This window comes from Pseudoxanthomonas japonensis, from assembly GCF_043632995.1.
Classification (GTDB): Bacteria; Pseudomonadota; Gammaproteobacteria; order Xanthomonadales; family Xanthomonadaceae; genus Pseudoxanthomonas_A; species Pseudoxanthomonas_A japonensis.
The window spans coordinates 1,128,441-1,151,553 of sequence record NZ_CP171632.1 but is presented as its reverse complement, the minus strand read 5'-3'; the positions used below and the strand labels follow the sequence as shown (position 1 = coordinate 1,151,553).

Below are 23,113 nucleotides of genomic sequence, written 5' to 3'. Positions count from 1 at the left end.
TATCAGTGTCGCGGGTCTGCGCCGCGTCCGAGGCCTTGCAGGAAGGCCACGCTGCGGTCCATCGCGTGTTGCCCTGCCTCGTTGTCCAGGTTGAACTGGTACTCGTGCGGCAGCGCGTCCACGTAATCCTCGGGGAAGAAGAGCGCATCCACCTTTACGCCCTGCGCTTCCAGTGATGCCGCCAGTGCGCGCGAATGCGGCGCCAACGGATCGGCGTTGCCGGCACTGATGAAGGAAGGCGGGAATGACGGCGTGACGTGGCGCAGCACGGAGAAGGTATCGACGCGCGGATCGGCCATGAAGTCCTTCTCGCCGAAATAGGACCACAGCACGGTACGCATGAAGCCGGCGAACGCGCTGTCCCAGTCCACCAGCGCGGCGTCGTAAGGACCGCAGAACAGCAACGTGCCCACGAGTTGCGTGGGTTTCACTGCGGGCACGATGCCCATGCGCCGTGCATGAACCGGTGAGGTGGTGAGGTTGGCGACCTCGGCCGCGATCTGCGCGCCCGCCGAGTCGCCCGCCAGCACGATGCGCGTCGCATCGATATCCAGTTCGTCCGCATGCGCCTGCAGGTAGGCAAGCGCCGCATTGAGCTGACGCGCCGGCGTCGGCCACTTCGCGCCGGGCGCGATGCGGTAGTCCACGTTGACCACAACGAAGCCGCGCGCGGCGAGCACATGCAGGTAGTTGGCGACATCGTTGCGGCGACCGGACACGAAGCCGCCGCCATGCATCCACACCACTGTGGTCGGCCGCTGCGCGCCGCGCTGCCCCTCCGGCGGGTAATACACGTCCAGCAGCGCCTCCGGATCGCGCGGATCGTAGGCCAGCCCCCGCCGTTCGGAGACGCTGGCAGGCAGGTGCTTCTGCAGGGCGGCGGACGTCTCGGCGGCACCCCGGTCGAACGTCCAGCGGATCAGCAGGACGGACGGCCACGGACTCAGCCGGAATGCCGCCCAGGTCGCGACCGCAAGCGTAACCAGCACCAGGAGCAATCCGACCGCCCAGCGCTTGCCCCATCCACCACGCCTCTCCGTCGCCATCGCCGCCTCCGGTGCATGAGCCCACGCTGCGATGGTGCGCCTTCGCTGGCATGGCGCAAAGAGCCCCGGCAAAAGAAAAGCCACCGGGCGGAGAGTGGCCCGGTGGCTTGGGGGATGCGCGCCGGCCTCTCTCCGGCGCGCACCGCACTCAGTGGCCGCTGCCGGCGGCGAGCTTGTCCAGATCGATGCCCTGGTTGCGCAGCGTGCGCGTCGCGGCGATGGCGTAGAACGCCAGATAGGCGAAGCAGGCCACGCCGACGATGAAACTGAAGTGCACGCCGACCTTGTCGGCCAGCAGGCCCTGCGCCAGGCTGACGAAGCCGCCACCCATGATCATCATGATCAGCAGGCTGCTGCCCTGGTTGGTCTTGTCGCCCAGGCCGGTGATCGCCAGCGCGAAGATGCACGGCCACATGGTGCTGCAGAAGAGGCCCACGCTGATGAAGGCCACCACGCTGGTCCAGCCGGTGGTGAACATGCCGATCAGCAGCGCAGCGATGCCGCAGGCAGCGAAATACAGCAGCATGCGCGCCGGGTTGCCCTTGCTGGCCAGCGTGGCCAGGATCATCAGCACGATGACGGCGGCGTAGCCGAAGAACTGCGACACCTCATGTTTCATGATCGCGTTGACAGCCAGGAACACACCGAACGCCACGTACGGCAGCAACAGCGTCAGCCAGCGCTTGGCACCGGAGCCGACGTTGAATGCGCCCGCCGCGCCGCCCCAGCGCCCGATCATCAGGCTGGCCCAGTACAGCGACACGAACGGCGCGATCTGCGAGGTATCCAGGCCAAGGCCTTCCGGGGACTCGAGATAGGCCGGCAGATTGCTGATGGTGGACACCTCCACGCCGACGTAGACGAAGATGGCGATCATGCCCAGCACCAGCTGCGGATAGCCGAGCGCCGACTTCTTGTGGATCAGCTTGCTGCTGTCCTGCGCTTCGTTCTCCGACAGCTTCTCCAGGTCGATGTGGTTGGGCACCGAGGAGAACTTCAGGAAGATCGCCACCAGGATGAACGCCACGCCCAGCACCAGGTAGGGCGTCTTGACGCTTTCGATACTCGCTTCGGTGCCGCCCGAAAGCACGCTGCCGAAGATCGCCACGCTGACCAGCAACGGCCCGATGGTGGTGCCGAAGTTGTTGATGCCGCCAGCCAGCGTCAACCGTTGCGCACCGGTCTTGGGATCACCGATGACGATGGCCAGGGGATTGGCCGCGATCTGCTGCAGCGAGAAGCCCAGGCCGACGATGAAGAGGCCTGACAGCATCAGGTTGAACGACCCGGCGTTGGCCGCCGGATAGAACAGCAGCGTACCCAGCGCGGAGATCACCAGGCCCAGGCAGATGCCGTTCTTGTAGCCGATCTTGTTGAGCAGATCGAGGCCGATGATCTTGGAGACCGCCACGTAGATCAACGAGCCGACGGTATACGCGACGTAGAACGCGACGGCGACGTACTGGCTCTGCGCCTGCGTCAGGTTGAAGGCTTTCTTGAACACCGGGATCAGGATGTCGTTGCTGGCGGCAACGAAACCCCAGAAGAAGAAGACGGTGATCAGCACGCCGAACTGCGACCATCGGGTGGGTTGGGTGGTCATGGATTGGTATGCCTGCTGGTATGGGATCCGGACGGAACGGCCAGCCTACGTAGCCGCCGCGCGATTGCAACTTGCACTGCGTCAGCGCCCCGCAGGGAAACTGCGGGGCGCCGGGTGGACCACCTTATTGCGTGCACTTCACCGCATCCGGTGCGTCGGCCGCACCGGCCACCACCTGGATGTTGGTGAAGGCCGCAGCGAACGGTGCGTCGGCGGTGATGCTGAAAGGCGTATCCACGCCGCTCAGGTCCGCGCCCAGCTTGCCGAAGCACGCGAGCGGCACCTTGATCGTCTGCTTCTTGCCGACAGCGGCGCCGGACAAGCTGGCGGTCAGGTCGAGGCTGGCGCCGCAGTTCGCACCACAGCCGACGGTGAACTGCACCGGCTTGGTCGGCGCCTGCTTGACGATCACGTCGAACTGCACGGCACCGCGTGCGGTCGCCATCGAGGCGAGGTTGTTCTTCGACGGATTGCGGGCGAAGAAGCGCGCCGGCGCCAGCCAGGTCACTTCCTTGGCATCCTGCTGGGTGTTGACCTGCACGGTGGCGACCTGCAACGCAGGCTTGGCCTGAGGCCAGCGCTGGGTGGCGTTCATGTCCGAACCCACGGCCTTCTCTTCGCTGCCTGCGCCCATCTGCAGGGTGAAGGGTGCGATGTCGGACTGGTTGAACACACCCATCGCCGTGGCGTCGCCACAGCTCGCCGCGCTGTCTTCCGGCAGCTTGCCGACCTTGCTGCTGTCGCCGTAACGCAGGCCGGTGTCGAGCGCGAATTGCGGCGTGCTGTCGGCCTTCGGGCAGGCCACGGCCGGCCACGGGAAGGTCAGTTTGCCGCGGAAGTCATTCGCCGGCTTGCCATCGGCACCGGCCACCAGCACGTCGGTGACGCCCTTGCCCTCCGTGCCCGGCAGCCATGCGGCCACGAAGCTGTTGGACAGGTTGATCAGGTCGTTGGCGTACAGCGCGCGCCCGGACAGGAACACGGTGACCACCGGCTTGCCGGTGGCGGCCGCGGCCTTGAGCGTCGCCAGGTCTTCCGGATGGCGACGGCTGTGCGCCATCGTGTCGGACGGCACGATGTCGCCGTTGGTTTCCGCATACGGCGTTTCGCCGATGGCAGCGACGATGACGTCGTAGCTGGCCGGATCCACCCCCTCGGCGCTGTCGCGCAACAGCACGTTCGCCTCGCCCAGCTGCTCGCGCAGGCCGGCGGCGATGCTGTCGGCATTCGGGAAGTCCGCGTTGGTGTTGTCGGTGCCCTGCCAGGTCAGCGACCAGCCGCCGGTCTGGTTGGAGATGCTGTCGGCGCTCTTGCCCACCAGCAGCACGCGCTGGCCCTTCTTCAACGGCAGCGCGCCGCCGTCGTTCTTCAGCAGCACCAGCGACTCGCGCGCGGCGCGGCGTGCCAGATCGCGATGCACCAGCGACTCGAGCTTGCCGGCATGCTGACTGGCCGACGGCCTGTGCTCCCACAGGCCTGCGCGCAGCTTGACGCGCAGGATGCGGGTGACGGCATCGTCGATGCGCGCCTGCGGGATCTCGCCCGACTTCACCTGCGCGATCGTGTTGCCGATGAAGGTCTTCCACTTGTCGGGGACCATCACCATGTCGATGCCGGCATTGATGGCCTGCGGACAACTGTCATCGCTGCAGCCAGTGACCTGGCCGATGCCGTTCCAGTCGGAGACGACGAAGCCGTCGAAGCCCATCTTCTCTTTCAACGCCACCGTCAGCAGGTCGCGTGTGCCATGCATCTTGCCGTAGTCCTTGCCGGCGGCCACGTCGTTCCAGCTGTTGAAGGACGCCATGACCGTCTGCACGCCGGCTTCGATGGCGCCGTAGTAGCCCTGGCCGTGGACGTTGATCATCGTCGACTGCGTGACCGTGGCATTGCCCTGGTCCTTGCCGCCTTCGGTGGCACCATCGCCGATGAAGTGCTTGGCGGTGGCGACGACGTTGCCGTCCTTGTCGAGCAGGCCCTGCATGCCCTTGACGTAGGCGGCTGCGTACTCGCGGATCAGCGTCGGCTGCGAGGAATAGCTTTCGTAAGTGCGGCCCCAGCGTGCGTCCTGTGCAACGGCGACGGTGGGCGCGAACGTCCAGGTGACGCCGGTGGCGCGCGTGGAATGGCCGGTGGCTTCGGCGATGCGCTCGATCAGTTCGACGTCGTGCGCGGCCCCCAGGCCGATGTTGTGCGGGAAGATCGTCGCGCCGTAGACGTTGCTGTGGCCGTGCACGGCGTCGGTGCCCCAGATCACCGGCACCGGGATCTTCGCGTCGGTGGACATGGACGCGTCGTAGTAGGCATCCGCCAGCTTGACCCAGTCTTCGACCTTGGCGTGCTTGTTCATCGCCGGCCAGGAGCCGCCACCGTTGAGCACGGAGCCGATGTAGTACTTGCGCACGTCGGCCGGCGTGATGGCCTTGATCTCCGGCTGCACCATCTGCCCGATCTTCTGTTCCAGCGTCATGCTGGCGAGGATCTCCGCCACGCGTGCCTCGATGGCTGGATCCTTGGCGAAGCTGCTTTTCAGCGCAGGCCAGTCCTTCAGTTCAGCGGCATCGTTCGTGGCTGCACTGGCGGGTTTCTGTTCTGGGTCCTTTTGCGCCGTACACGACAGGCACGCCAGAAGACTGGCCCCCAGCAGGGTCACTCGGATCGGATTCACTCGTTTCTCCCGGAATGGCGGCGCGTACAGCATCCCCGACAGGATCCGCGCCTGGACGAAAAGTCCGACGGGACGCGGGGCCAGGCCCCGCATCCCGTCAGGTACTGCGGTTATCGATGACGTGCGGCGATCACAGCTTGTAGCGGAAGCCGAGCAGGTACTGGCGGCCGTACTCGGTGTACTCCTCGGGGAAGAACAGGTCCGGGTGCGTGCCGGAGCTGACTTCCGTGCGGAAAGGCTCGTTGTTGACGTTGTTCACCTGGAGCAGGAGCGACAGGCCCGACAGACGGCTGGATTCCGGGAAGTCGTAGCCCAGCTGCAGGTCGACGGTGCGCTCGCTGAGCGTGTATCGGTACACGCGCTGGCCGAACAGGCTGCTGTATTCGCCGCGGTACTTGTCGCGATAGCGCTGGCTGGCTCGCGCCGAGAACCCATGCTTCTCGTAGTAGACCGTGGCATTGGCGACGATCTTGGACAGGCCGGGGAACGTGTCGGTGCTGGAACCCTGGTCGGGACCATCCGGATCGATCGACGACTCGGTGTAGGAGGCGTTCACCAGCAGGCCGAAGCCATCCAGCGCCGGATTGATCAGGTCGCCACCGAGTGCGGTGCTGACTTCGACGCCACGCATGTAACCGCCGGTGCCGTTGGCCGGTGTGGAGAATTCGCCCAAGTTCGACGGCGGCGCGGCGCCGGTGTAATCGTAACCGGAGAAATCCCAAGGAATGTTCCGGGTATAAACGTACGAATCGAGGTTCTTGTAGAAGCCGGCTAGTGCCACGTAGCTGGCGACACCGAAGTACTTCTCGATCGAGAGGTCGATCGCATTGGCGCGATACGGTTCCAGCGACGGATTGCCGCCGCTGCCGGACCACACGCGGGGACCAGTACTGCCATCCGACAGGCCGACGCTGGCGTAGGCGCCCATGTCGTTGATGCGCGGACGCATCAGTTCCTTGGCCATGCCGTACCGCACGTTCCAGCCGTTTCCGAAGTCCAGCACAAGATTCAGGCTGGGCAGGATGTCGCCGTACGATGCCCCTGCCGAACCGATGTGCATACCGGTCGGGTCAAAATAGACACCCTGGGATGTCTGCTCGGTGCGGATGTACTGGACGCCGGCGTTGCCGCGCAGGCGCACGGCATCCGTGATGTCCATGTCCAGGTTGGCCTTGAAATAGAAAGTCTTGATCTGCTCTTCGGTGATCGCGTCCTTCTGCAGGTCGTTGTTGTCCTCGTTCAGGGCGACATCGTAGTAACGGGACAGCAGCGCGCGGGGATTGAATGTCAGCACCCGGCCCATTCCTGCGAAGCCGAGATCGGTCGGCGCCAGCAGCAGAGACGGATCGACCAGGGTGGGTTCGCGATCATTCCGCAGGAGGCCGAAGTACACGTCAGCGCTCTTGCTCTTGGTCCGCTTGCTGTAGTTGAAGCCCGCATCCCAACTGCGAAGGAAATCGGACGACTCGACCGCACGGTTGACCGAGAGCCGGAAGGCCTTCAGTTCGTCCTTCTGCCGCGAGTCCTCGAGGCGTGCTTCACGCCCGTAACTTTGCGGATCGCTCAGGTATACGGCGTTGGGATCGGACATGTCGGGCAACGCATAGTGGGCATAACCCGGCGACAACGGGATGCGGAAATCCGTCGTCACTCCGCCCAGCATGCCCGAGTAGGCCTCCAGCTTGGACTCTTCGATTTCGGCGCGCGAGTAACTCGCATCGGCTCCCAGGGTCCATGCTCCCAACTTGAATTCGTTGTTCCAGCCGAAGGAATCGAGCTTCGATTCGCGCCGGTTGTCGTCGTTGCGCACCAGGGGCTGGATACCGCTCAAGGTACCGCTGGTGACGACCGGCGTGCCGTGGTAGTCCGTCGTGCCGACGTTGGAGTAGTCCGCCGCCCCACCGTTCCACCACGGATCGTTGGTCCACATCACGCCCCGCATCCATTCACCCTGGTCGAACTTGGAGTGATAGGCATCCAGCACGCTGTGCCAGGTGTCGTTGGGCTTGAATTCCAGCACCGCCATCACGCCGTCGCGCGTCATGTCGCGCGACTTGACCCAGCCCTCGGCTCCCTGCAGCGCGATCGCATCAGCCGGCTTGCCGTCCTGCGGCGTGCCCCACATATCGGTGTTGGCCCACCACCAGGACTTGTAATGCTTTTCCTGGAAAGGGGAATTCATGCGCGCCACGCCGATGGCGAGGCCGACCGTGTCATTGGCGAACTGATCGATGTAGGACGCGGAAACGCGATAGCCCTTGTCGTCGCCACCGGCCGTCAGGTCGCCCAGCGAGTTGGACTCTCCCTGGCCACTGAACACGATCCGGCGTTCGCTGAAATCCAGCGGCCGCACGGTCTGCATGTTCACGGTACCGGACAGGCCCTGTCCAACCAGAGAAGCATCCGGTGTCTTGTACACGGTTACGCCGCTGACCAGTTCGGCCGGGTACTGGTCGAACTCGACACCGCGGTTGTCGCCGGTCGTGACCTGTTCGCGACCATTGAGCAGCGTGCCGGCGAACTGCTCGGACATGCCGCGGATATGGATCACCTGCGCGCGTCCGTCGACGCGCTGCATGGTCAGGCCCGGCAGACGCGAGATCGAGTCGGCGATGCTGATGTCCGGCAGTTTTCCGATGTCCTCGGCGGAGATCGCCTCGACGATGGAGGTGGATTCGTTTTTCGTCTCCACTGCCGAGGCAATGGCAGCCCGGATGCCGGTGACCTTGACGGCGTCGAGCGTTTCCACGGAAGGATCGGCCGAGGACGCAGCCTGCTGGGCGCTTGCGGCCATCGGAAGCGCCAGCGCCATGCAGCACGCGACAGCCAGATGCTGCTTGCGAGGCGCGCGACGCGACGATGCGCTGGAAATGTGATTCGAGTACTTCATGTGGTCCCTCTCCGACCCGTGTTGACAGCGCTGTCATATCGAAGCTCCAATGCACTGTCAACAAATTCCTAACGCGTGCGACATGTTGTCGCACTCAGCATTGAATTCGCTTGCCGTTCGGCGACCGGACAACGAAGTTTCGCTGCGTTGCAGCACCCGCTTTGCGTGGATTCCACCAGGAATTCGCGTCATATCCAGACCCTTTCCTGTGAGGAATCCCGATGCGCCGATGCGCCCCGTTACGACTCCGCTTCCGCCACCTGTTCGTCCCGCTGCTGCTGGCACTCACCCCTCTGGCGCACGCTCAGGACGTCGCCGTATGGATCACGACGGCCGACCACAAGACCACCCTCGCCGCGTCCACGCCCGCGCGATTCGAGTCCGATGCGGTCCTGGCGACCCCGCGCATCGAGATCGATGACGGCGAGCGCTTCCAGGACATCGTCGGCTTCGGCGCGTCGCTCACCGACTCGTCGGCATGGCTGATCCAGCACACGCTGGATCCTCGGCAACGCGAGGCATTGCTGAAAGAGCTGTTCGGCCGCGACGGCAACGGCCTGGGCCTGAGTTTCTCCCGCCTGACCATCGGCGCATCGGATTTTTCCCGCCATCACTACAGCCTCGCCGACACGCCGGACGGCAAGCCGGATCCGGAACTGGAGCACTTCAGCATCGACGAGAACCGCGGCGACGTGATCCCGGTGGCACGCGCGATGCTGGCGATCAATCCGCAGCTGAAGATCATGGCATCGCCATGGAGCGCACCCGGCTGGATGAAGGACAGCAACAGCCTGATCCAGGGCACGCTGCTGCCGCAGTACTACGACGCGTTCTCGCGCTACCTGCTGAAGTACGTGGATGCGTATGCGGCGGAGGGCATCCCGATCTTCGCGCTGACCGTGCAGAACGAACCGGATTACGAGCCCAAGGACTATCCCGGCATGCGGCTCAACGCGCCGGCGCGTGCGCGGCTGATCGGCGACCATCTGGGCCCGATGATCGCCGCGCGCGGCAACGGCCCGCTGATCTTCGACTGGGACCACAACTGGGACAAACCGCAGGAACCGCTGGGCGTGCTGGGCGACGCGAAGGCGAATCCGCATGTTGCCGCCGTCGCCTGGCACTGCTATGGCGGTGACGTCGCCGCGCAGTCGCCCGTGCACGACGCGTTCCCCGACAAGGACGCCTACATGACCGAGTGCTCCGGCGGTGACTGGGAGCCGGTGCGCAGCGGCGGCCTGCCGTTGCAGATGAAGAACATCATCATCCGCAGCGCGCGCCACTGGGCACGCGGCGCGCTGTTCTGGAACCTGGCTCTGGACGAGAAGAACGGCCCCTACGCCGGCGGCTGCGATACCTGCCGCGGCGTGGTGACCATCGACTCGCGCACGGGCGACATCACGCGCACCGACGAGTACTACGCGCTGGCGCATGCCAGCCGGTTCGTGCGACCGGGCGCGCACCGGATCGCGTCCAGCGAGTCCGGCGGCGACCTGGACAACGTCGCGTTCCTCAACGCCGATGACGGCTCGCTGGTACTGCTGGTCGCGAACTCGGCGAAGCAGACCCGTCGCTTCAGCGTCGGACAAGGCGACCGGTCGTTCGACTACACGCTGCCCGCGCGCAGCGTCGCCACCTTCGTGTGGAAGCCTGCCGCAGCGCAACACGACTGATCCGTCCATGACCGGCCGGACTGTCATTCCGGCCGCCATACGCCGTAGTATCCTGCCGCATTCCCTCATGGAGCCGCGGCATGATGCGACGTACTTCCCTGTTGGCACTTCTGGCGGCAACCGCCCTGCTGGGCGGCTGCGGCGATGGCGTGGTCCGCCGCGTCTCCGACCCGGCCGTCAGCGTGCAGCAGCTGACGGTGAAGGCCGACGGCCAATGGGCGGTGGACCTGCGGCTGCAGAACTACAGCAGCATCCCGATGCGCTTCGACACCGTCGAGGTCGACGTGCAGGTCGGCGACCAGGACGCCGGCAAGCTTCGCGCCACGCCCGGCCTGTCGGTGGGTCCCGAATCCGCGGATGTCGTTACCGTGACCTTCGCACCCAGCAGCGCCGGCCGCATCGGGGTGGCGGACGCACTCGCCGGCCGTCGCACCCTTCCCTACACCTTGAAGGGCACTGCCGCGGCGACGCCGGACGAAGCCAAGCAGCGCAGCTTCGACATCGATACCCGCAGCACCCTCAATCCCGTCCCCGGCCTGGACGGCGTGCTGCGCTGAGCGCGGCCTTTCCCACATCCGCGATCCGAGAACCCGCATGCCCGCGTCCTATAAAGCTCCCCTGACCGATCTCCGCTTCGCCCTGTACGACGTGCTGGGCGTCGAACCGCTGTTCCAGCGCCTCGGCTACACCGACGCCACCCGCGACATCCTCGATGCCGTGCTGGACGAGGCGGCGCGCTTCACCGAAACCGTGCTCGCCCCCCTGAACAGCGTGGGCGACGAGATCGGCAGCCAGCTCGACAAGGCCACCGGCGAGGTCACCACACCGCCGGGCTTCAAGGCAGCGTACGCGCAGTTCGTGGAAGGCGGCTGGACCGGGCTGACGGCCTCGCCCGAGCTGGGCGGCCAGGGCCTGCCGCATACGATGGGCGTGCCGCTCAATGAGCTCGTCAACGCCAGCAACCTGGCGTGGGGCAACTTCCCGCTGCTGTCGCATGGCGCGGTGGAAGCGCTCAAGCACCATGGCGAGGCGTGGCAGCAGGAAGTCTTCCTCAAGCCGCTCGTCGAAGGCCGTTGGACCGGCACGATGTGCCTGACCGAACCGCACTGCGGTACCGACCTCGGTCTGCTGAAGACCAAGGCCGAACCGAACGCCGATGGCAGCTACGCCATCACCGGCACCAAGATCTTCATCACGGCGGGCGAGCACGACCTGACCGACAACATCGTGCATCTGGTACTGGCCAAGCTGCCGGACGCGCCGCCGGGCGCGAAGGGCATCTCGCTGTTCGTCACGCCGAAATTCAAGGTGGCGCGCGACGGCACGGTTGGCGAGCGCAACGCGCTGTCGTGCGGCTCGATCGAACACAAGATGGGCATCAAGGCGTCCGTCACCTGCGTGATGAATTTCGACGGCGCGCAAGGCTATCTGGTCGGCCAGCCGCACAAGGGCCTGCAAGCGATGTTCACCATGATGAACACCGCGCGCCTCGGCGTGGGCCTGCAAGGCATCGGCCTGAGCGAACGCGCCTACCAGAACGCATTGCGCTACGCGCGCGATCGCCTGCAGACGCGCTCGCTCAGCGGCGCGAAGTTCCCCGACAAGCCGGCCGATCCCATCCTCGTCCATCCGGACGTGCGCCGCATGCTGCTGACGGTGAAGTCGCTGGTCGAAGGCAGCCGCCTGCTCGCCCTGCACGCCGGCACGCTGATCGACATCGCCAACCACGCGGAAGATTCCGCGGAACGCGAGCGCGCCGACACGCTGGTGAGCTTCCTCACGCCGATCTCGAAGGCCTGCCAGACCGAATGGGGCATCGAGAACACCTACCACGCGCTGCAGTGCTTCGGTGGCCACGGCTACATCCACGAACACGGCATGGAACAGCTCGCGCGCGATGCCCGCATCACCACGCTGTACGAAGGCACCACCGGCATCCAGGCACTCGACCTGATGGGTCGCAAGACCGCAGCAACGCAGGCTGCCGGCCTGAAGCTGTTCCTGGCCGACGTGCATGCCTTCGTCCAGCAGCACAAGGACGATGCGTCGCTGACCGAGTTCATCGATCCGCTGCAGCAGAAGGCCGCCGAATGGGCGGGACTGACGAAGAACATCCTGCAGCGCGCGGCGGCGAATCCAGAGGAAATCGGCGCGGCAAGCACGGACTACCTCTTCTATTCGGGCTACGTGGTGCTGGCCTACTGGTGGGCGCGCAGTGTCGCGGCCGCAGACGCGTCCCCGCATGGCGATGCCTTCAAGCAGGCCAAGCGCGAGACCGCGCGCTTCTACTTCGCCCGCATCCTGCCCCGCACGCTGTCCCATGCCGCCGCCATCGAGTCCGGCGCGGACACGCTGATGGCGATGGACGACGCGCGTTTCGGCGATTGACCCGGTATCGGAGGAGCGCGGGTATCGCGCTCCTCCGGACAAAAGCCGCGCCGGATACACATTTCGTCAACATTTGGGTATAACCTGCTTCTCCATGGAAGCAGACAGCGCTCAGCTTCACCTGGTCCAGACCGGTTCCCTTTCCTCGCCGGTCCCGTCGCCGTCGTCCCCCCGCCCCCACCCCGCCGCCCTGCGACTGTTGTCGCTCGATGCGCATGGGCGCGTGCTCGACTGGATCAACTGGCAGGACGCGACCTGCCTGTACGCGCGCGGCGCGGTCGCCTGGACGCTGGGCGACCCCTGCCTGCACGTGCATGGCGGCGTCTCCCGCCTGACCGGCGAGCAGAGCCTGATCGAGCTGCATCCCATCGTAGCCTCGCGCGGCCACGCGCGTGCGCATGCCCTCTCGCCCACCCCGACGCTCACCAACACCGCCCTGTTCGCCCGCGACGCCCACCTGTGCCTGTACTGCGGGCACGAATACTCCCGCCCACACCTGACCCGCGACCACGTGCTGCCGCTGTCCAAGGGCGGCAAGGACATCTGGGAAAACGTGGTGACCGCGTGCTTCCACTGCAACTCGCGCAAGAGCAACCGCACCCCGCAGCAGGCCCACATGCCGCTGCTTGCCGTGCCGTACCGGCCGAGCTGGATCGAGCACCTGATCCTGTCCAACCGCAACATCCTGGCCGACCAGATGGCGTTCCTGAAGGCCCAACTGCCGAAGAAGTCGAAGCTCTCGGCGTGATTCATTGCCAGGATGCCCCGCCCGCGCTTGCGCGCGGGCGTTCGCTGACGCGCGATCTGCCACTGGCAGATCGCAAGCGCGCCCGCTCACCCTGGCCGACCAGATGGCGTTCCTGAAGGCCCAACTGCCGAAGAAGTCGAAGCTCTCGGCATGATTCATTGCCAGGATGCCCCGCCCGCACTTGCGCGCGTGCGTTCGCTGACGCGCGATCTGCCACTGGCAGATCGCAAGCGCGCCCGCTCACCCTGGCCGACCAGATGGCCTTCCTGAAGGCCCAGTTGCCCAGGAAGTCCAAGCTGTCTGCCTGAGCGTCACGACGCCGCGAGAACCTTCCTGAACCACCCGGGCCGGGTCCACGCCGGCTTCACGTGTTTGCTTGCCCCACTTCACATCCGGGGGGGACAATACCGGCTCAGAACCAGCCTGCTGCCGATGATCGCCCCCGACCGCTATCCCCGTCTTTCCCGCATCCACGTCCCGGCCGACCTGCGCCAGTTCGACGAGTCCGAACTGCCCGCCATCGCCGAGGAACTGCGGGGCTACCTGATCGAGTCGGTCGGCAGGAGCGGCGGACATTTCGGCGCGGGCCTGGGCGTGATCGAACTGACGGTGGCCCTGCACTACCTGTTCGACACCCCGCGCGACCGCCTTGTGTGGGACGTCGGCCACCAGACCTACCCGCACAAGATCCTGACCGGCCGCCGCGACACCATCCACACGGTGAAGCAGAAGGACGGCGTGGCACCGTTCCCGAAGCGCGAGGAAAGCGAGTACGACACCTTCGGCGTCGGCCACTCGTCCACCTCGATCTCCGCCGCGCTCGGCATGGCCATCGCACTGCAGCAGCAGGGCGACGACCGCAAGGTGGTCGCGGTGATCGGCGATGGCGCAATGACGGCCGGCATGGCATTCGAGGCGCTGAACCACGCCGGCGGCATGGAGCCGGAACCCAACCTGCTGGTGATCCTCAACGACAACCAGATGTCGATCTCCGAGAACGTCGGTGGTCTGACCAAGATGCTGGGCCGGCTGAGCAGCAGCCGCACGCTCAATGCGTTGCGCGAGGGCGGCAAGAAGCTGCTGGGCGACAAGAAGAAGCCGCCGGCCCGCTTCATGCGCCGCTGGGAAGAACACTGGAAGGGCATGTTCGTGCCGTCCACGCTGTTCGAACAGATGGGCTTCCACTACACCGGCCCGATCGACGGTCATGATGTCGAGGCGCTCGTCGGCGCGCTGAAGACGCTGAAAACCCTCAAGGGCCCGCAGCTGCTCCATATCCTGACCACCAAGGGCAAGGGCTACGAGCTCGCCGAGGGCGACCAGATCGGCTACCACGCCGTCGGTCCGTTCGATCCGGAGAAGGGCCTGGTCAGCAAGGGCGGCGCCAAGAAGCCGACCTACACCGACATCTTCAGCGACTGGCTGTGCGACATGGCCGCCGCCGAACCGAAACTGCTGGGCATCACGCCGGCGATGCGCGAGGGCTCCGGCCTGGTGCGTTTCAGCAAGGAATATCCTGAGCGCTACTTCGATGTGGCCATCGCCGAGCAGCATGCGGTGACGCTGGCGGCGGGCATGGCCTGCGAAGGCAGCAAACCGGTGGTGGCGATCTATTCGACCTTCCTGCAGCGCGGCTACGACCAGCTGGTGCACGACGTCGCCATCCAGAAACTCGATGTGCTGTTCGCCATCGACCGCAGCGGCGTGGTCGGCCCGGATGGCGCCACGCACGCTGGCAACCTGGATCTGAGCTATCTGCGCTGCGTGCCGCACATGGTGGTGATGGCACCGGCCGATGAAAACGAATGCCGGCAGATGCTGAGCACCGGCTACCACTTCGATGGCCCGGCCGCGGTGCGTTACCCGCGCGGCACCGGCCCCGGCGTGGCGCTGCAGACGACGCTGGATACCCTGCCCATCGGCAAGGCGGACCTGCGCGTGCGCGGCAACCGCGTCGCGCTGCTCGCGTTCGGCTCCACCGTCGCGGCCGCCGAACAGGTGGGGCGCGAGCTGGGCCTGAGCGTGGTGAACATGCGCTTCGTGAAGCCGCTCGACCGCGAACTGCTGCTCGACCTGGCGAAGACGCATCAAGGCTTCGTCACCATCGAGGACAACGTGGTGATGGGCGGTGCGGGTTCCGGCGTGGCCGAACTGCTCAATGCCGAGGGCATATCGATACCCGTGCTGCACCTTGGCCTGCCGGACGAATTCCAGCATCACGCCAGCCGCGAAGACCTGCTGGCCGAAGCGGGCATCGATGCGGCCGGCATCCGTGCCAGCGTGCTGAAGCGCTGGCCTGCACTGGGCGCTACGCAGCCGCCGCTGACCGCGGCGGGCTGAGTCGGCAAGTGCGGCGCCGGATCACTCCGGCGCTTCGATCTCGTATCCCTTGGCCTGCAACGCGGCCAGGTAGCCATCCGGCTTGACCAGCTGCCAGACCGGCAGCGTGGCGAAGGTGATCCGGTTCTTCTGCAACGCACCTTCGACGACTTCCATCCAGCGCGCCTGCATGCGCGACTCGATATCGGAGATGCCGCGCTTGCGTGCCGTCTCGGTGTTGAACCAGGCCGTGGCGCAGGCCTGTTGCCAATCCTGGCGGGCGCCGGATCGCAGTGCCGGCCAGTCGCCGACCGCCCACGCGTTGGCGCGCGCCGCGACCTGCGGCAGGTCGCGCTCGATGACATCGAGCGTCTTGCTGAAGCAGACGAGGTCTTCGGGCTTGAGGCTTTCCTTGCGGAAATCCGCCAGCGCCGCGCGCGGATCCTCCAGCTTGATCTTCAGCAGCGTCGGCGTGCGCTTCATCTTGCGCTGCTTCAGTACCGCGTCGATGACGGGATCGATGACCCCCCCTTCGCGCAGGCCGGAATCAGAGAGCGCTTCGGTGTAAAGCTGGTAGGCGGCGATCAGGGGACGCTTCTTCTCGATCCCTCCGTCGCGCCGCGCGTACTGCTGCTTCAGCACGCTCCAGCGGGCATATAGATCCGCCGGCAGTACCTCCTTCAGCTTCTGTCCGTCCGGGTTCTTCGATGCCTTCAGCGCCGATGGAAGCAGGGTCAGCCCGCGAAAGAAGCCGACATCGGCATCGACCGTGATCCCCGGGGATGCGAGGACCTCATCAGCAAGCTGCAGCACCTGATCGACCTCGTCCGACCGCCACGTGATGTTCTTCGGCAGCGGCGACTGGGTACCCAGGATGTAAAGCAGATGATCGCCCCGCCGCACCTTCCACAAGCCCGGACCCGGCTGTACGCCGGCGACGACGACCGCATCCATGTCGATCACGCCGTCTTTTGCCGCAAGCGCCGATGCGTTCTCCGGCGCCTCCTGCGCATCCGCAGGCGCTGACCAGGCCAGCAACGACAGCCACAGCATTCCGTAGAACGGCAAACGCATTCCGGCGACTCCAGACGGAAGAGCCGCGAGTGTGCCCGTGCAAGGCGGCCGTGGTACGCACTGCGGCACAGCCGATGGGGAATCCGTTCAGGCGACCTTGCCGCCCGCTTCGCGCAAGGTGCGCGCGACGTCGCTGCCGCTCTGCATCAGCTCGAATCCCTGCCAGCTGAAGCCCGGGGACACCGAGCAGTCCACCAGGGTGAACTCGCCCAATGAGCGCGCGCTCTGCCAGACGCCCGCCGGCACGACCTGGTTCGACTGTCCGCCACGCGCGGACGTGTCCAGTTGCACGCGGGTCAGCGTGCGCTGGTCGGGATCGAACATCGACAGTTCCATGGCACTGCCGTCATGCCAGTCCCAGACCTCGGTCGCGTCGACGCGATGCCAGCGGGTCACCACGCCTTCCGGCAGCAGGAACTTGATCGCCGTCAGTGCGGGACGCTCGATGCCGTTGACCTCGGTGCGCTTGGCCGACTCGTAGACGCGCCGGAAGTAGCCGCCTTCCGGGTGCGGCGTCAGTTGCAGGTCGCGGATCAACGCGTCGGTCATCGAAGTCATGGACGATCCTGCAGCCGGTGGTGGTGAACCGTCCTCGCCCGCGGCGAACGACGGGCACAAAAAAGCCCACGCATCGGCGCAGGCTTGATGTCGAACCGCGATTGGTCGGGACGGCCGGATTTGAACCGACGACCCTCTGCCCCCCAGGCAGATGCGCTACCAGGCTGCGCTACGCCCCGAATCTCGCGGATCGGCCCGCCTTGCGACGGGCCGCGCATTATAGCCGGAATTCCTCGGCGACTCCCAGCGGGAGCGCCGTCGAGCCTCACCGGCGGAGCAACTGCAGGATTTCTTCCAGCTCCATCCGCACCTGGCGCACGATCTGCGCGCTCATGGCGGACTCCTGCTTGGCGCCCTCGCCTTCCAGACGCAGGCGCGCACCGCCGATGGTGTAGCCCTGTTCGTACAGCAGGCCGCGGATCTGGCGCACCATCAGCACGTCGTGGCGCTGGTAGTAGCGACGGTTGCCGCGACGCTTGGCCGGTTCCAGGCTGGGGAACTCGGTCTCCCAGTACCGCAGCACGTGCGGCTTGACGTCGCACAGCTCGCTCACCTCACCGATGGTGAAGTAGCGCTTGGCCGGAATCGGCGGAAGCTCGCGGTTACTGCCCGGATCCAGCATACGTTTCCACCCGCTCCTTGAGTTTCTGGCCTGGCCTGAAGGTCACCACCGTCCGTGCCGAGATCGGGATCTCCTCGCCGGTCTTCGGATTGCGGCCCGGGCGCTGGTTCTTGCGACGCAGGTCGAAGTTGCCGAACCCCGACAGCTTCACCTGCCGGCCCTGCTCCAGGGCCTCGCGCAGCACGTCGAAGTACGCATCGACGAATTCCTTCGCCTCGCGCTTGTTCAGGCCGACCTCGTCGAACAGACGCTCAGCCATCTCCGCCTTCGTCAATGCCATGGATTACTGCGTCCCCATTGCGGCCGTCGCCGGCCTCGCCACTGCCTTCATACCATTCATCCGCGGATCTTCGCGCCGTGCGCTTCGTCGATCGCGGCCACGACAGTCGCCACTACCTGCGCCACGTCGCCTTCGGTGAGAGTGCGTGAGTTGTCCTGCAAAATCAAGCCCATAGCGAGACTCTTTTGACCCGATTCGACCCCCTGCCCGACGTAGCGGTCGAAGAGCTGGACGTCGCGCAGCAGCGGGCCGGCGGCGCGCCTGACCGTCGCCGCGAGCTGGGCCCACGACACGTCCTCGGCCACGACGAACGCGAGGTCCCGACGGACGGACGGATACCGCGACAGCTCCGCCGCACGCGGCAACGTGCGGACGGTCAGCGGCGCCAGGTCCAGTTCGAACGCGACGACGTCGGCGTCCAGGTCCAGCTGGCGCTGCAGGCGAGGATGCAGCTGGCCGATCCAGCCGATGCGGGCGCCGTCACGGTAGATATCGGCGGAACGGCCCGGATGGCCATGCGCCGCCTGCGAAGGACGGAACTCGAGCGTCGCACCCGCCAGGGCAGCCACACTCTCCAGGTCGCCCTTGAGGTCGTGGAAGTCGGCCTTGCGCGCGGGCACACCCCATTGCTCGGCCGCGGCATCGCCGGTGATCGCGGCGGCGATACGCAGCGATTCGACCGGCGCATCGCCGGCCTGCGCCGGTGCCTGGAACACGTTGCCGATCTCGAACAGGCGCACGCGCCCGGCCTGGCGCGCCGCATTGCGCTGCAACGCCGCCACCACGCCGGGCAGCAGGCGGGTGCGCATAATCGCCAGTTCGGCGCTGAGCGGATTCGCCAGCGGTACGGTGCCTTCGTCAGCCCCCCACTGCGCCAGCCAGTGCGCGTCGACGAAGGCGAAGTTCACCGTCTCGAAGTAATCGCGCGCCGCCAGTTGCCGGCGCACCACGCCGTCCTCGACCCGCGTTTCGCTCGGTGCCGCGACACGGGTGGCTCCACCCGGCAGCGTGGTCGGCACGCGGTCGTAGCCATGGATGCGCGCCAGTTCCTCGATCAGGTCTTCCTCGATGGCGATGTCGAAGCGCCGGCTCGGCGCGACCACGCTCCAGCCCTCGGCAACCGCGGCCGCCTGCAGGCCGAGCGCGCGCAGGATGCGTTCTACTTCCGCATCCGGGATATCGACGCCCAGCACGCGGGCGATGCGCGCGCGCCGCAGCAGGATGGCGCTCGGCTTGGGCAGATGCTCCGCATGCTCGACCACCGTCGTCGGGCCGGGCGTCCCACCGGCGATCTCGAGGATCAGGCGAGTGGCGTATTCCACCGCGATGCGCGGCAGTTCCGGATCGACACCGCGCTCGAAACGATGGCCAGCGTCCGTATGCAGGCCAAGCTTGCGGCTGCGGCCTATGATCGCGGACGGGATCCAGTGCGCGGCTTCGAGGAACACGTTGCGGGTCGTGTCGGAGACCTTGGTGTCGAGCCCCCCCATGATCCCACCCAGCGCAACGGCACGCGCAGCGCGGCCGCCGCGACCATCGGTGACCACCAGGAAATCGTCATCGAGCGTCACGGTGCGGCCGTCCAGCAGCGGGACGGTCTCGTCCTTGCGCGCGGGACGCACGACAATGCCGCCCTCCAGCGTGTCCTTGTCGAAGGCATGCATGGGCTGCCCCAGCTCCAGCATCACGTACTGGGTGACGTCGACCAGGAAGCTGATCGGACGCACGCCACTGCGGCGCAGGCGCTCGGTCATCCATACCGGTGACGGCGCAGTGGCGTCGACGCCTTCGATCACGCGACCGGCGAAGCGGGGTACGCGCTCGCCCGCCTCCAGCTCGATGCTCAGTACGGACGGGCTCTGCGCCGGCACGGGCGTGGTGTCGAAAGGCTTGACTTCGCTGCCCAGCGAGGCGGCGACGTCGTAGGCGATGCCGCGCACGCTGAAGCAGTCGGCGCGGTTCGGCGTCAGCTTGATCTCGATGCTGGCGTCCGGCAGACCCAGATAGTCGCCGATCGCCGTACCGACCGGCGCATTCGCCGGCAGTTCCAGCAGCCCGGAGGCATCGGCATCGATGCCGAGCTCCTTGGCCGAGCACAGCATGCCGTTGGATTCCACGCCGCGCAGCTTCGCCGCCTTGATGGCGATGCCGCCGACGTTCGCGCCGACCATCGCCAGCGGCGCCAGCAGGCCCGGACGCGCGTTCGGCGCGCCGCAGACGATCTGCAGCAGGGTGCCCTGTCCCGCATCGACTTGGCAGACCTGCAGGCGATCGGCCTCGGGATGCTTGGCGCACTCGACGATGCGCGCCACCACCACGTTCGCCAGTCCATCGCCCAGCGCCGTGACGTCTTCGACCTCCAGGCCGATGGCGGTCAACGTCGCGGACAACTCATCGCGGGAAGCCTGGGTGGGGACGTGGCTGCGCAGCCAGTTTTCGGAGAATTTCATCGTCTCGTTACCGTAGGGCGGGCCCGGCCCGCCATTGCCATGTGTCGGATGTCGTGATGCCGGAAAGGCGCCGGTCGAAGGTCGCTTACGCGAACTGCTTCAGGAACCGCACGTCGTTCTCGAAGAACGCGCGCAGGTCGTTGACGCCGTAGCGCAGCATCGCGAAGCGCTCCACGCCGAGGCCGAAAGCGAAGCCGGTATAGCGCTCCGGATCGATGCCGCAGTTGCGCAGCACGTTCGGGTGCACCATGCCGCAGCCCAGCACTTCCAGCCAGCGCGTGCTGCCATCGGGTTGCTGCCAGGCGATGTCGACTTCGGCGCCGGGCTCGACGAACGGGAAGTAGCTGGGACGGAAACGCATCTCGAAGTCGCGCTCGAAGAACGCACGAACGAATTCGGCGAGCGTGCCCTTGAGATCGGCAAAGGTCGAGTGCTCGTCCACCAGCAGGCCTTCCACCTGGTGGAACATCGGCGAATGCGTCTGATCGCTGTCGCTGCGGTAGACCTTGCCGGCGGCGATCATGCGCAGCGGCGGCTGATGCGTGTCCATGTAACGCACCTGCACACCGGAGGTGTGCGTGCGCAGCAGGCGACCGTCTCCGAAATAGAACGTGTCGTGCATGGCGCGCGCCGGGTGGTGCGGCGGGAAGTTCAGCGCCTCGAAGTTGTGCTGGTCGTCCTCGATCTCGGGACCGTCCGCCAGTTCGTAGCCCAGGCGACCGAAGATGTCGGCGATACGCTCCAGCGTACGGCTGATCGGATGCAGGCCACCGCGCGCACCGTTGCGGCCGGGCAGCGTCACGTCGATGGTCTCGCCGGCCAGGCGCGCGTCGAGGGCGGCGTCCTCCAGCACGGCCTTGCGCACCGACAAGGCCTCGCCGATCGCATCGCGCGCGCGGTTGATCGCTTCACCGGCCGTCTTGCGCTGGTCGGCAGGCAATGCACCCAGTTGCTTCAACTGCGTGGTGATGCTGCCGCTCTTACCGAGCAGGGCGACGCGCAGTTGTTCCACCACCTCGGGCGACTGCGCGGCGGCGATGTCGGCCAGTGCCTGGGTGGACAGGGATTCGATTTCGCTCATTTCTTGATCGGGCCTCGTGTCGTCATCCCGGCGAAAGCCGGGATCCATTCTGCCGTTGCATCCGCTTCGCGTCTGGCGGCCTTGCGCGCGAAGATCAAGATGGATTCCGGCTTTCGCCGGAATGACGGCAACCCACAAAAAACAATGGGGAAGGACTCGCGCCCTTCCCCACGTGTTCCCGGCGATGGACTGCCGGAGTGCTGTACGGTGGAGACGCGGCTTACGCCGCGAGTGCGCCCTTCGCCTTTTCAGCCAAGGCCGCAAAACCGGCCGCATCGTGCACGGCGATGTCCGCCAGCACCTTGCGGTCCAGGGTGATGCCAGCCTTCAGCAGGCCGTTCATGAAACGGCTGTAGCTCAGGCCGTTGATGCGGGCCGCCGCGTTGATACGCGTGATCCACAGCGAACGGAAGTTGCGCTTCTTCTGCTTGCGGCCGATGTAGGCGTACTGCTGCGCCTTGATGACCGCCTGCTTGGCAACGCGGAACACCTTGCGGCGCGCGTTGTAGTAACCCTTGGCCAGGGTGAGGATCTTCTTGTGACGGCGACGCGCCATCACGCCACGCTTAACTCGTGCCATGTCTCAGTCCTCAGAGGTAGGGAAGCATGCGGTTCAGACGGCCGCTGTCTTCGGCGCGAATGATGTTCGTCGCACGAAGGCCGCGCTTACGCTTGGTCGCTTTCTTGGTGAGGATGTGGCTACGGTTGGCGTGGCCAGCCTTGAACTTGCCGGAGGCGGTCTTGCGGAAACGCTTCGCCGCCGCCCGGTGGGTCTTGATCTTGGGCATTGCTATGTCCTTGACGGGTTTATGTCACTGATCCGGGCGGCGCCCTTTCAATGCTTTGCGGCTTCGCCGCGAAGATCGAAAGGCCACTCTTTCCATCCATGCCCATATCGGCTTGTAAGTCGTTGATTCCAGAACGGAACCTGCGACGGGTCCATCGGCTGCGAGCAGCCTCCCGGCGTACCGGGCCGCGTATTATGCCCGCTGGCGTTTTCTCTTGCAAATCCGGCTACTTAGCGAGGGAACCGGAGGGCGCCAAAAGCGAAAGGCGCCTTGCGGCGCCTTCCCCTCACCCTTTGCCCTCTCCCCGCATGCGGGGCGAGGGGAACGGGTGGCGTCGGCGGCTCCGCCGCCGACATCACTTCTTTTTGGGGGCGATCATCATGACCATCTGGCGGCCTTCCAGGCGCGGACGGGACTCGATGACGATCTCGTCGCCCAGCTCGGCCTCGATGCGCGCGGCCATCTCGCGACCCAGCTCCTGGTGGCTCATCTCGCGGCCACGGAAGCGGATGTTGACCTTGACCTTGTCGCCCTCTTCCAGGAAGCGGCGGATGTTGCGCATCTTGATCTGGTAGTCGCCCTCGTCGGTGACCGGGCGGAACTTGAGTTCCTTGATCTCGACCTGCTTCTGCTTCTTCTTGGCCTCGTTGGCCTTCTTCTGCATTTCGAACTTGAACTTGCCGAAGTCCATGATCTTGCAGACGGGCGGCTCGGCGTTGGGCTGGATCTCGACGAGATCCAGACCTTCGTCCTCCGCCTTGGCCAGAGCTTCGTCGCGCGAAAGCACGCCGATCATCTCGCCATCGGAACCGATCACGCGCACCCGCGGCACGCGGATTTCGTGGTTCTTGCGGTTTTGCTTGTTGTCAGGGGTGCTGATGTTGCAGTCTCCAGGGAGGGTTGTACCGGTCGACCAGGGACCGGA

18 protein-coding genes and 1 tRNA gene are annotated in these 23,113 nt (G+C 66.0%); 5 read left to right on the top strand and 14 right to left on the bottom strand.

The window, feature by feature from the left end:
* Positions 1-2: 2 nt before the first annotated feature.
* From ACGHX3_RS05215 to ACGHX3_RS05200, 4 genes are all read right to left on the bottom strand, one after another.
* On the bottom strand, positions 3-1,046 hold the full coding sequence (locus tag ACGHX3_RS05215) for an alpha/beta hydrolase (protein WP_394696636.1): 1,044 nt from the start codon (positions 1,044-1,046) through the stop codon (positions 3-5).
* Between the two features lie 148 nt (positions 1,047-1,194).
* Complete coding sequence (locus ACGHX3_RS05210; protein ID WP_162339127.1) at positions 1,195-2,649, bottom strand: MFS transporter; 1,455 nt, start codon at positions 2,647-2,649, stop codon at positions 1,195-1,197.
* A gap of 124 nt (positions 2,650-2,773) precedes the next feature.
* On the bottom strand, positions 2,774-5,317 hold the full coding sequence (locus tag ACGHX3_RS05205) for a glycoside hydrolase family 3 N-terminal domain-containing protein (RefSeq protein WP_394696635.1): 2,544 nt from the start codon (positions 5,315-5,317) through the stop codon (positions 2,774-2,776).
* Positions 5,318-5,447: 130 nt separating this feature from the next.
* Positions 5,448-8,207, bottom strand: coding sequence for a TonB-dependent receptor (locus tag ACGHX3_RS05200; protein WP_394696634.1), 2,760 nt, complete (start codon positions 8,205-8,207; stop codon positions 5,448-5,450).
* 221 nt (positions 8,208-8,428) lie between these two features.
* On the opposite strand from ACGHX3_RS05200, the gene ACGHX3_RS05195 reads away from it, so the two are divergent.
* The 5 genes from ACGHX3_RS05195 (at position 8,429) to dxs (ending at position 15,356) form a co-directional block, all read left to right on the top strand.
* Positions 8,429-9,880: a glycoside hydrolase family 30 beta sandwich domain-containing protein gene (locus ACGHX3_RS05195; RefSeq protein ID WP_394696633.1), complete on the top strand. Its 1,452-nt coding sequence runs from the start codon at positions 8,429-8,431 to the stop codon at positions 9,878-9,880.
* Between the two features lie 83 nt (positions 9,881-9,963).
* Positions 9,964-10,437 (top strand): LEA type 2 family protein, encoded by a 474-nt coding sequence (locus tag ACGHX3_RS05190; RefSeq protein ID WP_162339142.1) that lies wholly within the window; start codon positions 9,964-9,966, stop codon positions 10,435-10,437.
* 37 nt (positions 10,438-10,474) lie between these two features.
* Positions 10,475-12,268, top strand: a complete 1,794-nt coding sequence (locus ACGHX3_RS05185; RefSeq protein ID WP_394696632.1) for an acyl-CoA dehydrogenase C-terminal domain-containing protein — start codon at positions 10,475-10,477, stop codon at positions 12,266-12,268.
* Positions 12,269-12,362: 94 nt separating this feature from the next.
* Positions 12,363-13,016 carry an HNH endonuclease gene (locus ACGHX3_RS05180; protein WP_162339122.1) on the top strand — a complete coding sequence of 218 codons (654 nt, stop codon included), beginning with the start codon at positions 12,363-12,365 and terminating at the stop codon, positions 13,014-13,016.
* A 432-nt stretch (positions 13,017-13,448) separates the two neighbouring features.
* A complete protein-coding gene (dxs, locus tag ACGHX3_RS05175; RefSeq protein ID WP_394696631.1) occupies positions 13,449-15,356 on the top strand; it encodes a 1-deoxy-D-xylulose-5-phosphate synthase in 1,908 nt (635 codons plus the stop codon).
* Positions 15,357-15,377: 21 nt separating this feature from the next.
* Here dxs and ACGHX3_RS05170 read toward each other — a convergent pair whose 3' ends face one another.
* From ACGHX3_RS05170 to infC, 10 genes are all read right to left on the bottom strand, one after another.
* Complete coding sequence (locus ACGHX3_RS05170; RefSeq protein WP_394696630.1) at positions 15,378-16,409, bottom strand: TraB/GumN family protein; 1,032 nt, start codon at positions 16,407-16,409, stop codon at positions 15,378-15,380.
* An 87-nt stretch (positions 16,410-16,496) separates the two neighbouring features.
* Positions 16,497-16,967 carry a cupin domain-containing protein gene (locus tag ACGHX3_RS05165; protein WP_162339119.1) on the bottom strand — a complete coding sequence of 157 codons (471 nt, stop codon included), beginning with the start codon at positions 16,965-16,967 and terminating at the stop codon, positions 16,497-16,499.
* A gap of 102 nt (positions 16,968-17,069) precedes the next feature.
* Positions 17,070-17,146 (bottom strand) — tRNA-Pro (locus ACGHX3_RS05160).
* A gap of 86 nt (positions 17,147-17,232) precedes the next feature.
* Positions 17,233-17,589 carry a MerR family transcriptional regulator gene (locus tag ACGHX3_RS05155; protein ID WP_055936060.1) on the bottom strand — a complete coding sequence of 119 codons (357 nt, stop codon included), beginning with the start codon at positions 17,587-17,589 and terminating at the stop codon, positions 17,233-17,235.
* Positions 17,570-17,869 carry an integration host factor subunit alpha gene (locus ACGHX3_RS05150; protein ID WP_055936063.1) on the bottom strand — a complete coding sequence of 100 codons (300 nt, stop codon included), beginning with the start codon at positions 17,867-17,869 and terminating at the stop codon, positions 17,570-17,572. Before ACGHX3_RS05150 ends, ACGHX3_RS05155 begins: the two co-directional genes overlap by 20 nt.
* A gap of 56 nt (positions 17,870-17,925) precedes the next feature.
* On the bottom strand, positions 17,926-20,319 hold the full coding sequence (gene pheT, locus ACGHX3_RS05145) for a phenylalanine--tRNA ligase subunit beta (RefSeq protein ID WP_394696629.1): 2,394 nt from the start codon (positions 20,317-20,319) through the stop codon (positions 17,926-17,928).
* A gap of 85 nt (positions 20,320-20,404) precedes the next feature.
* Positions 20,405-21,400: a phenylalanine--tRNA ligase subunit alpha gene (gene pheS, locus ACGHX3_RS05140; protein WP_394696628.1), complete on the bottom strand. Its 996-nt coding sequence runs from the start codon at positions 21,398-21,400 to the stop codon at positions 20,405-20,407.
* A 220-nt stretch (positions 21,401-21,620) separates the two neighbouring features.
* Positions 21,621-21,980, bottom strand: coding sequence for a 50S ribosomal protein L20 (gene rplT / locus ACGHX3_RS05135; RefSeq protein WP_162339116.1), 360 nt, complete (start codon positions 21,978-21,980; stop codon positions 21,621-21,623).
* Positions 21,981-21,990: 10 nt separating this feature from the next.
* A complete protein-coding gene (gene rpmI, locus ACGHX3_RS05130) occupies positions 21,991-22,188 on the bottom strand; it encodes a 50S ribosomal protein L35 (RefSeq protein ID WP_014160066.1) in 198 nt (65 codons plus the stop codon).
* Positions 22,189-22,543: 355 nt separating this feature from the next.
* Positions 22,544-23,068, bottom strand: a complete 525-nt coding sequence (gene infC / locus ACGHX3_RS05125) for a translation initiation factor IF-3 (RefSeq protein ID WP_162339141.1) — start codon at positions 23,066-23,068, stop codon at positions 22,544-22,546.
* Positions 23,069-23,113 lie beyond the last annotated feature (45 nt).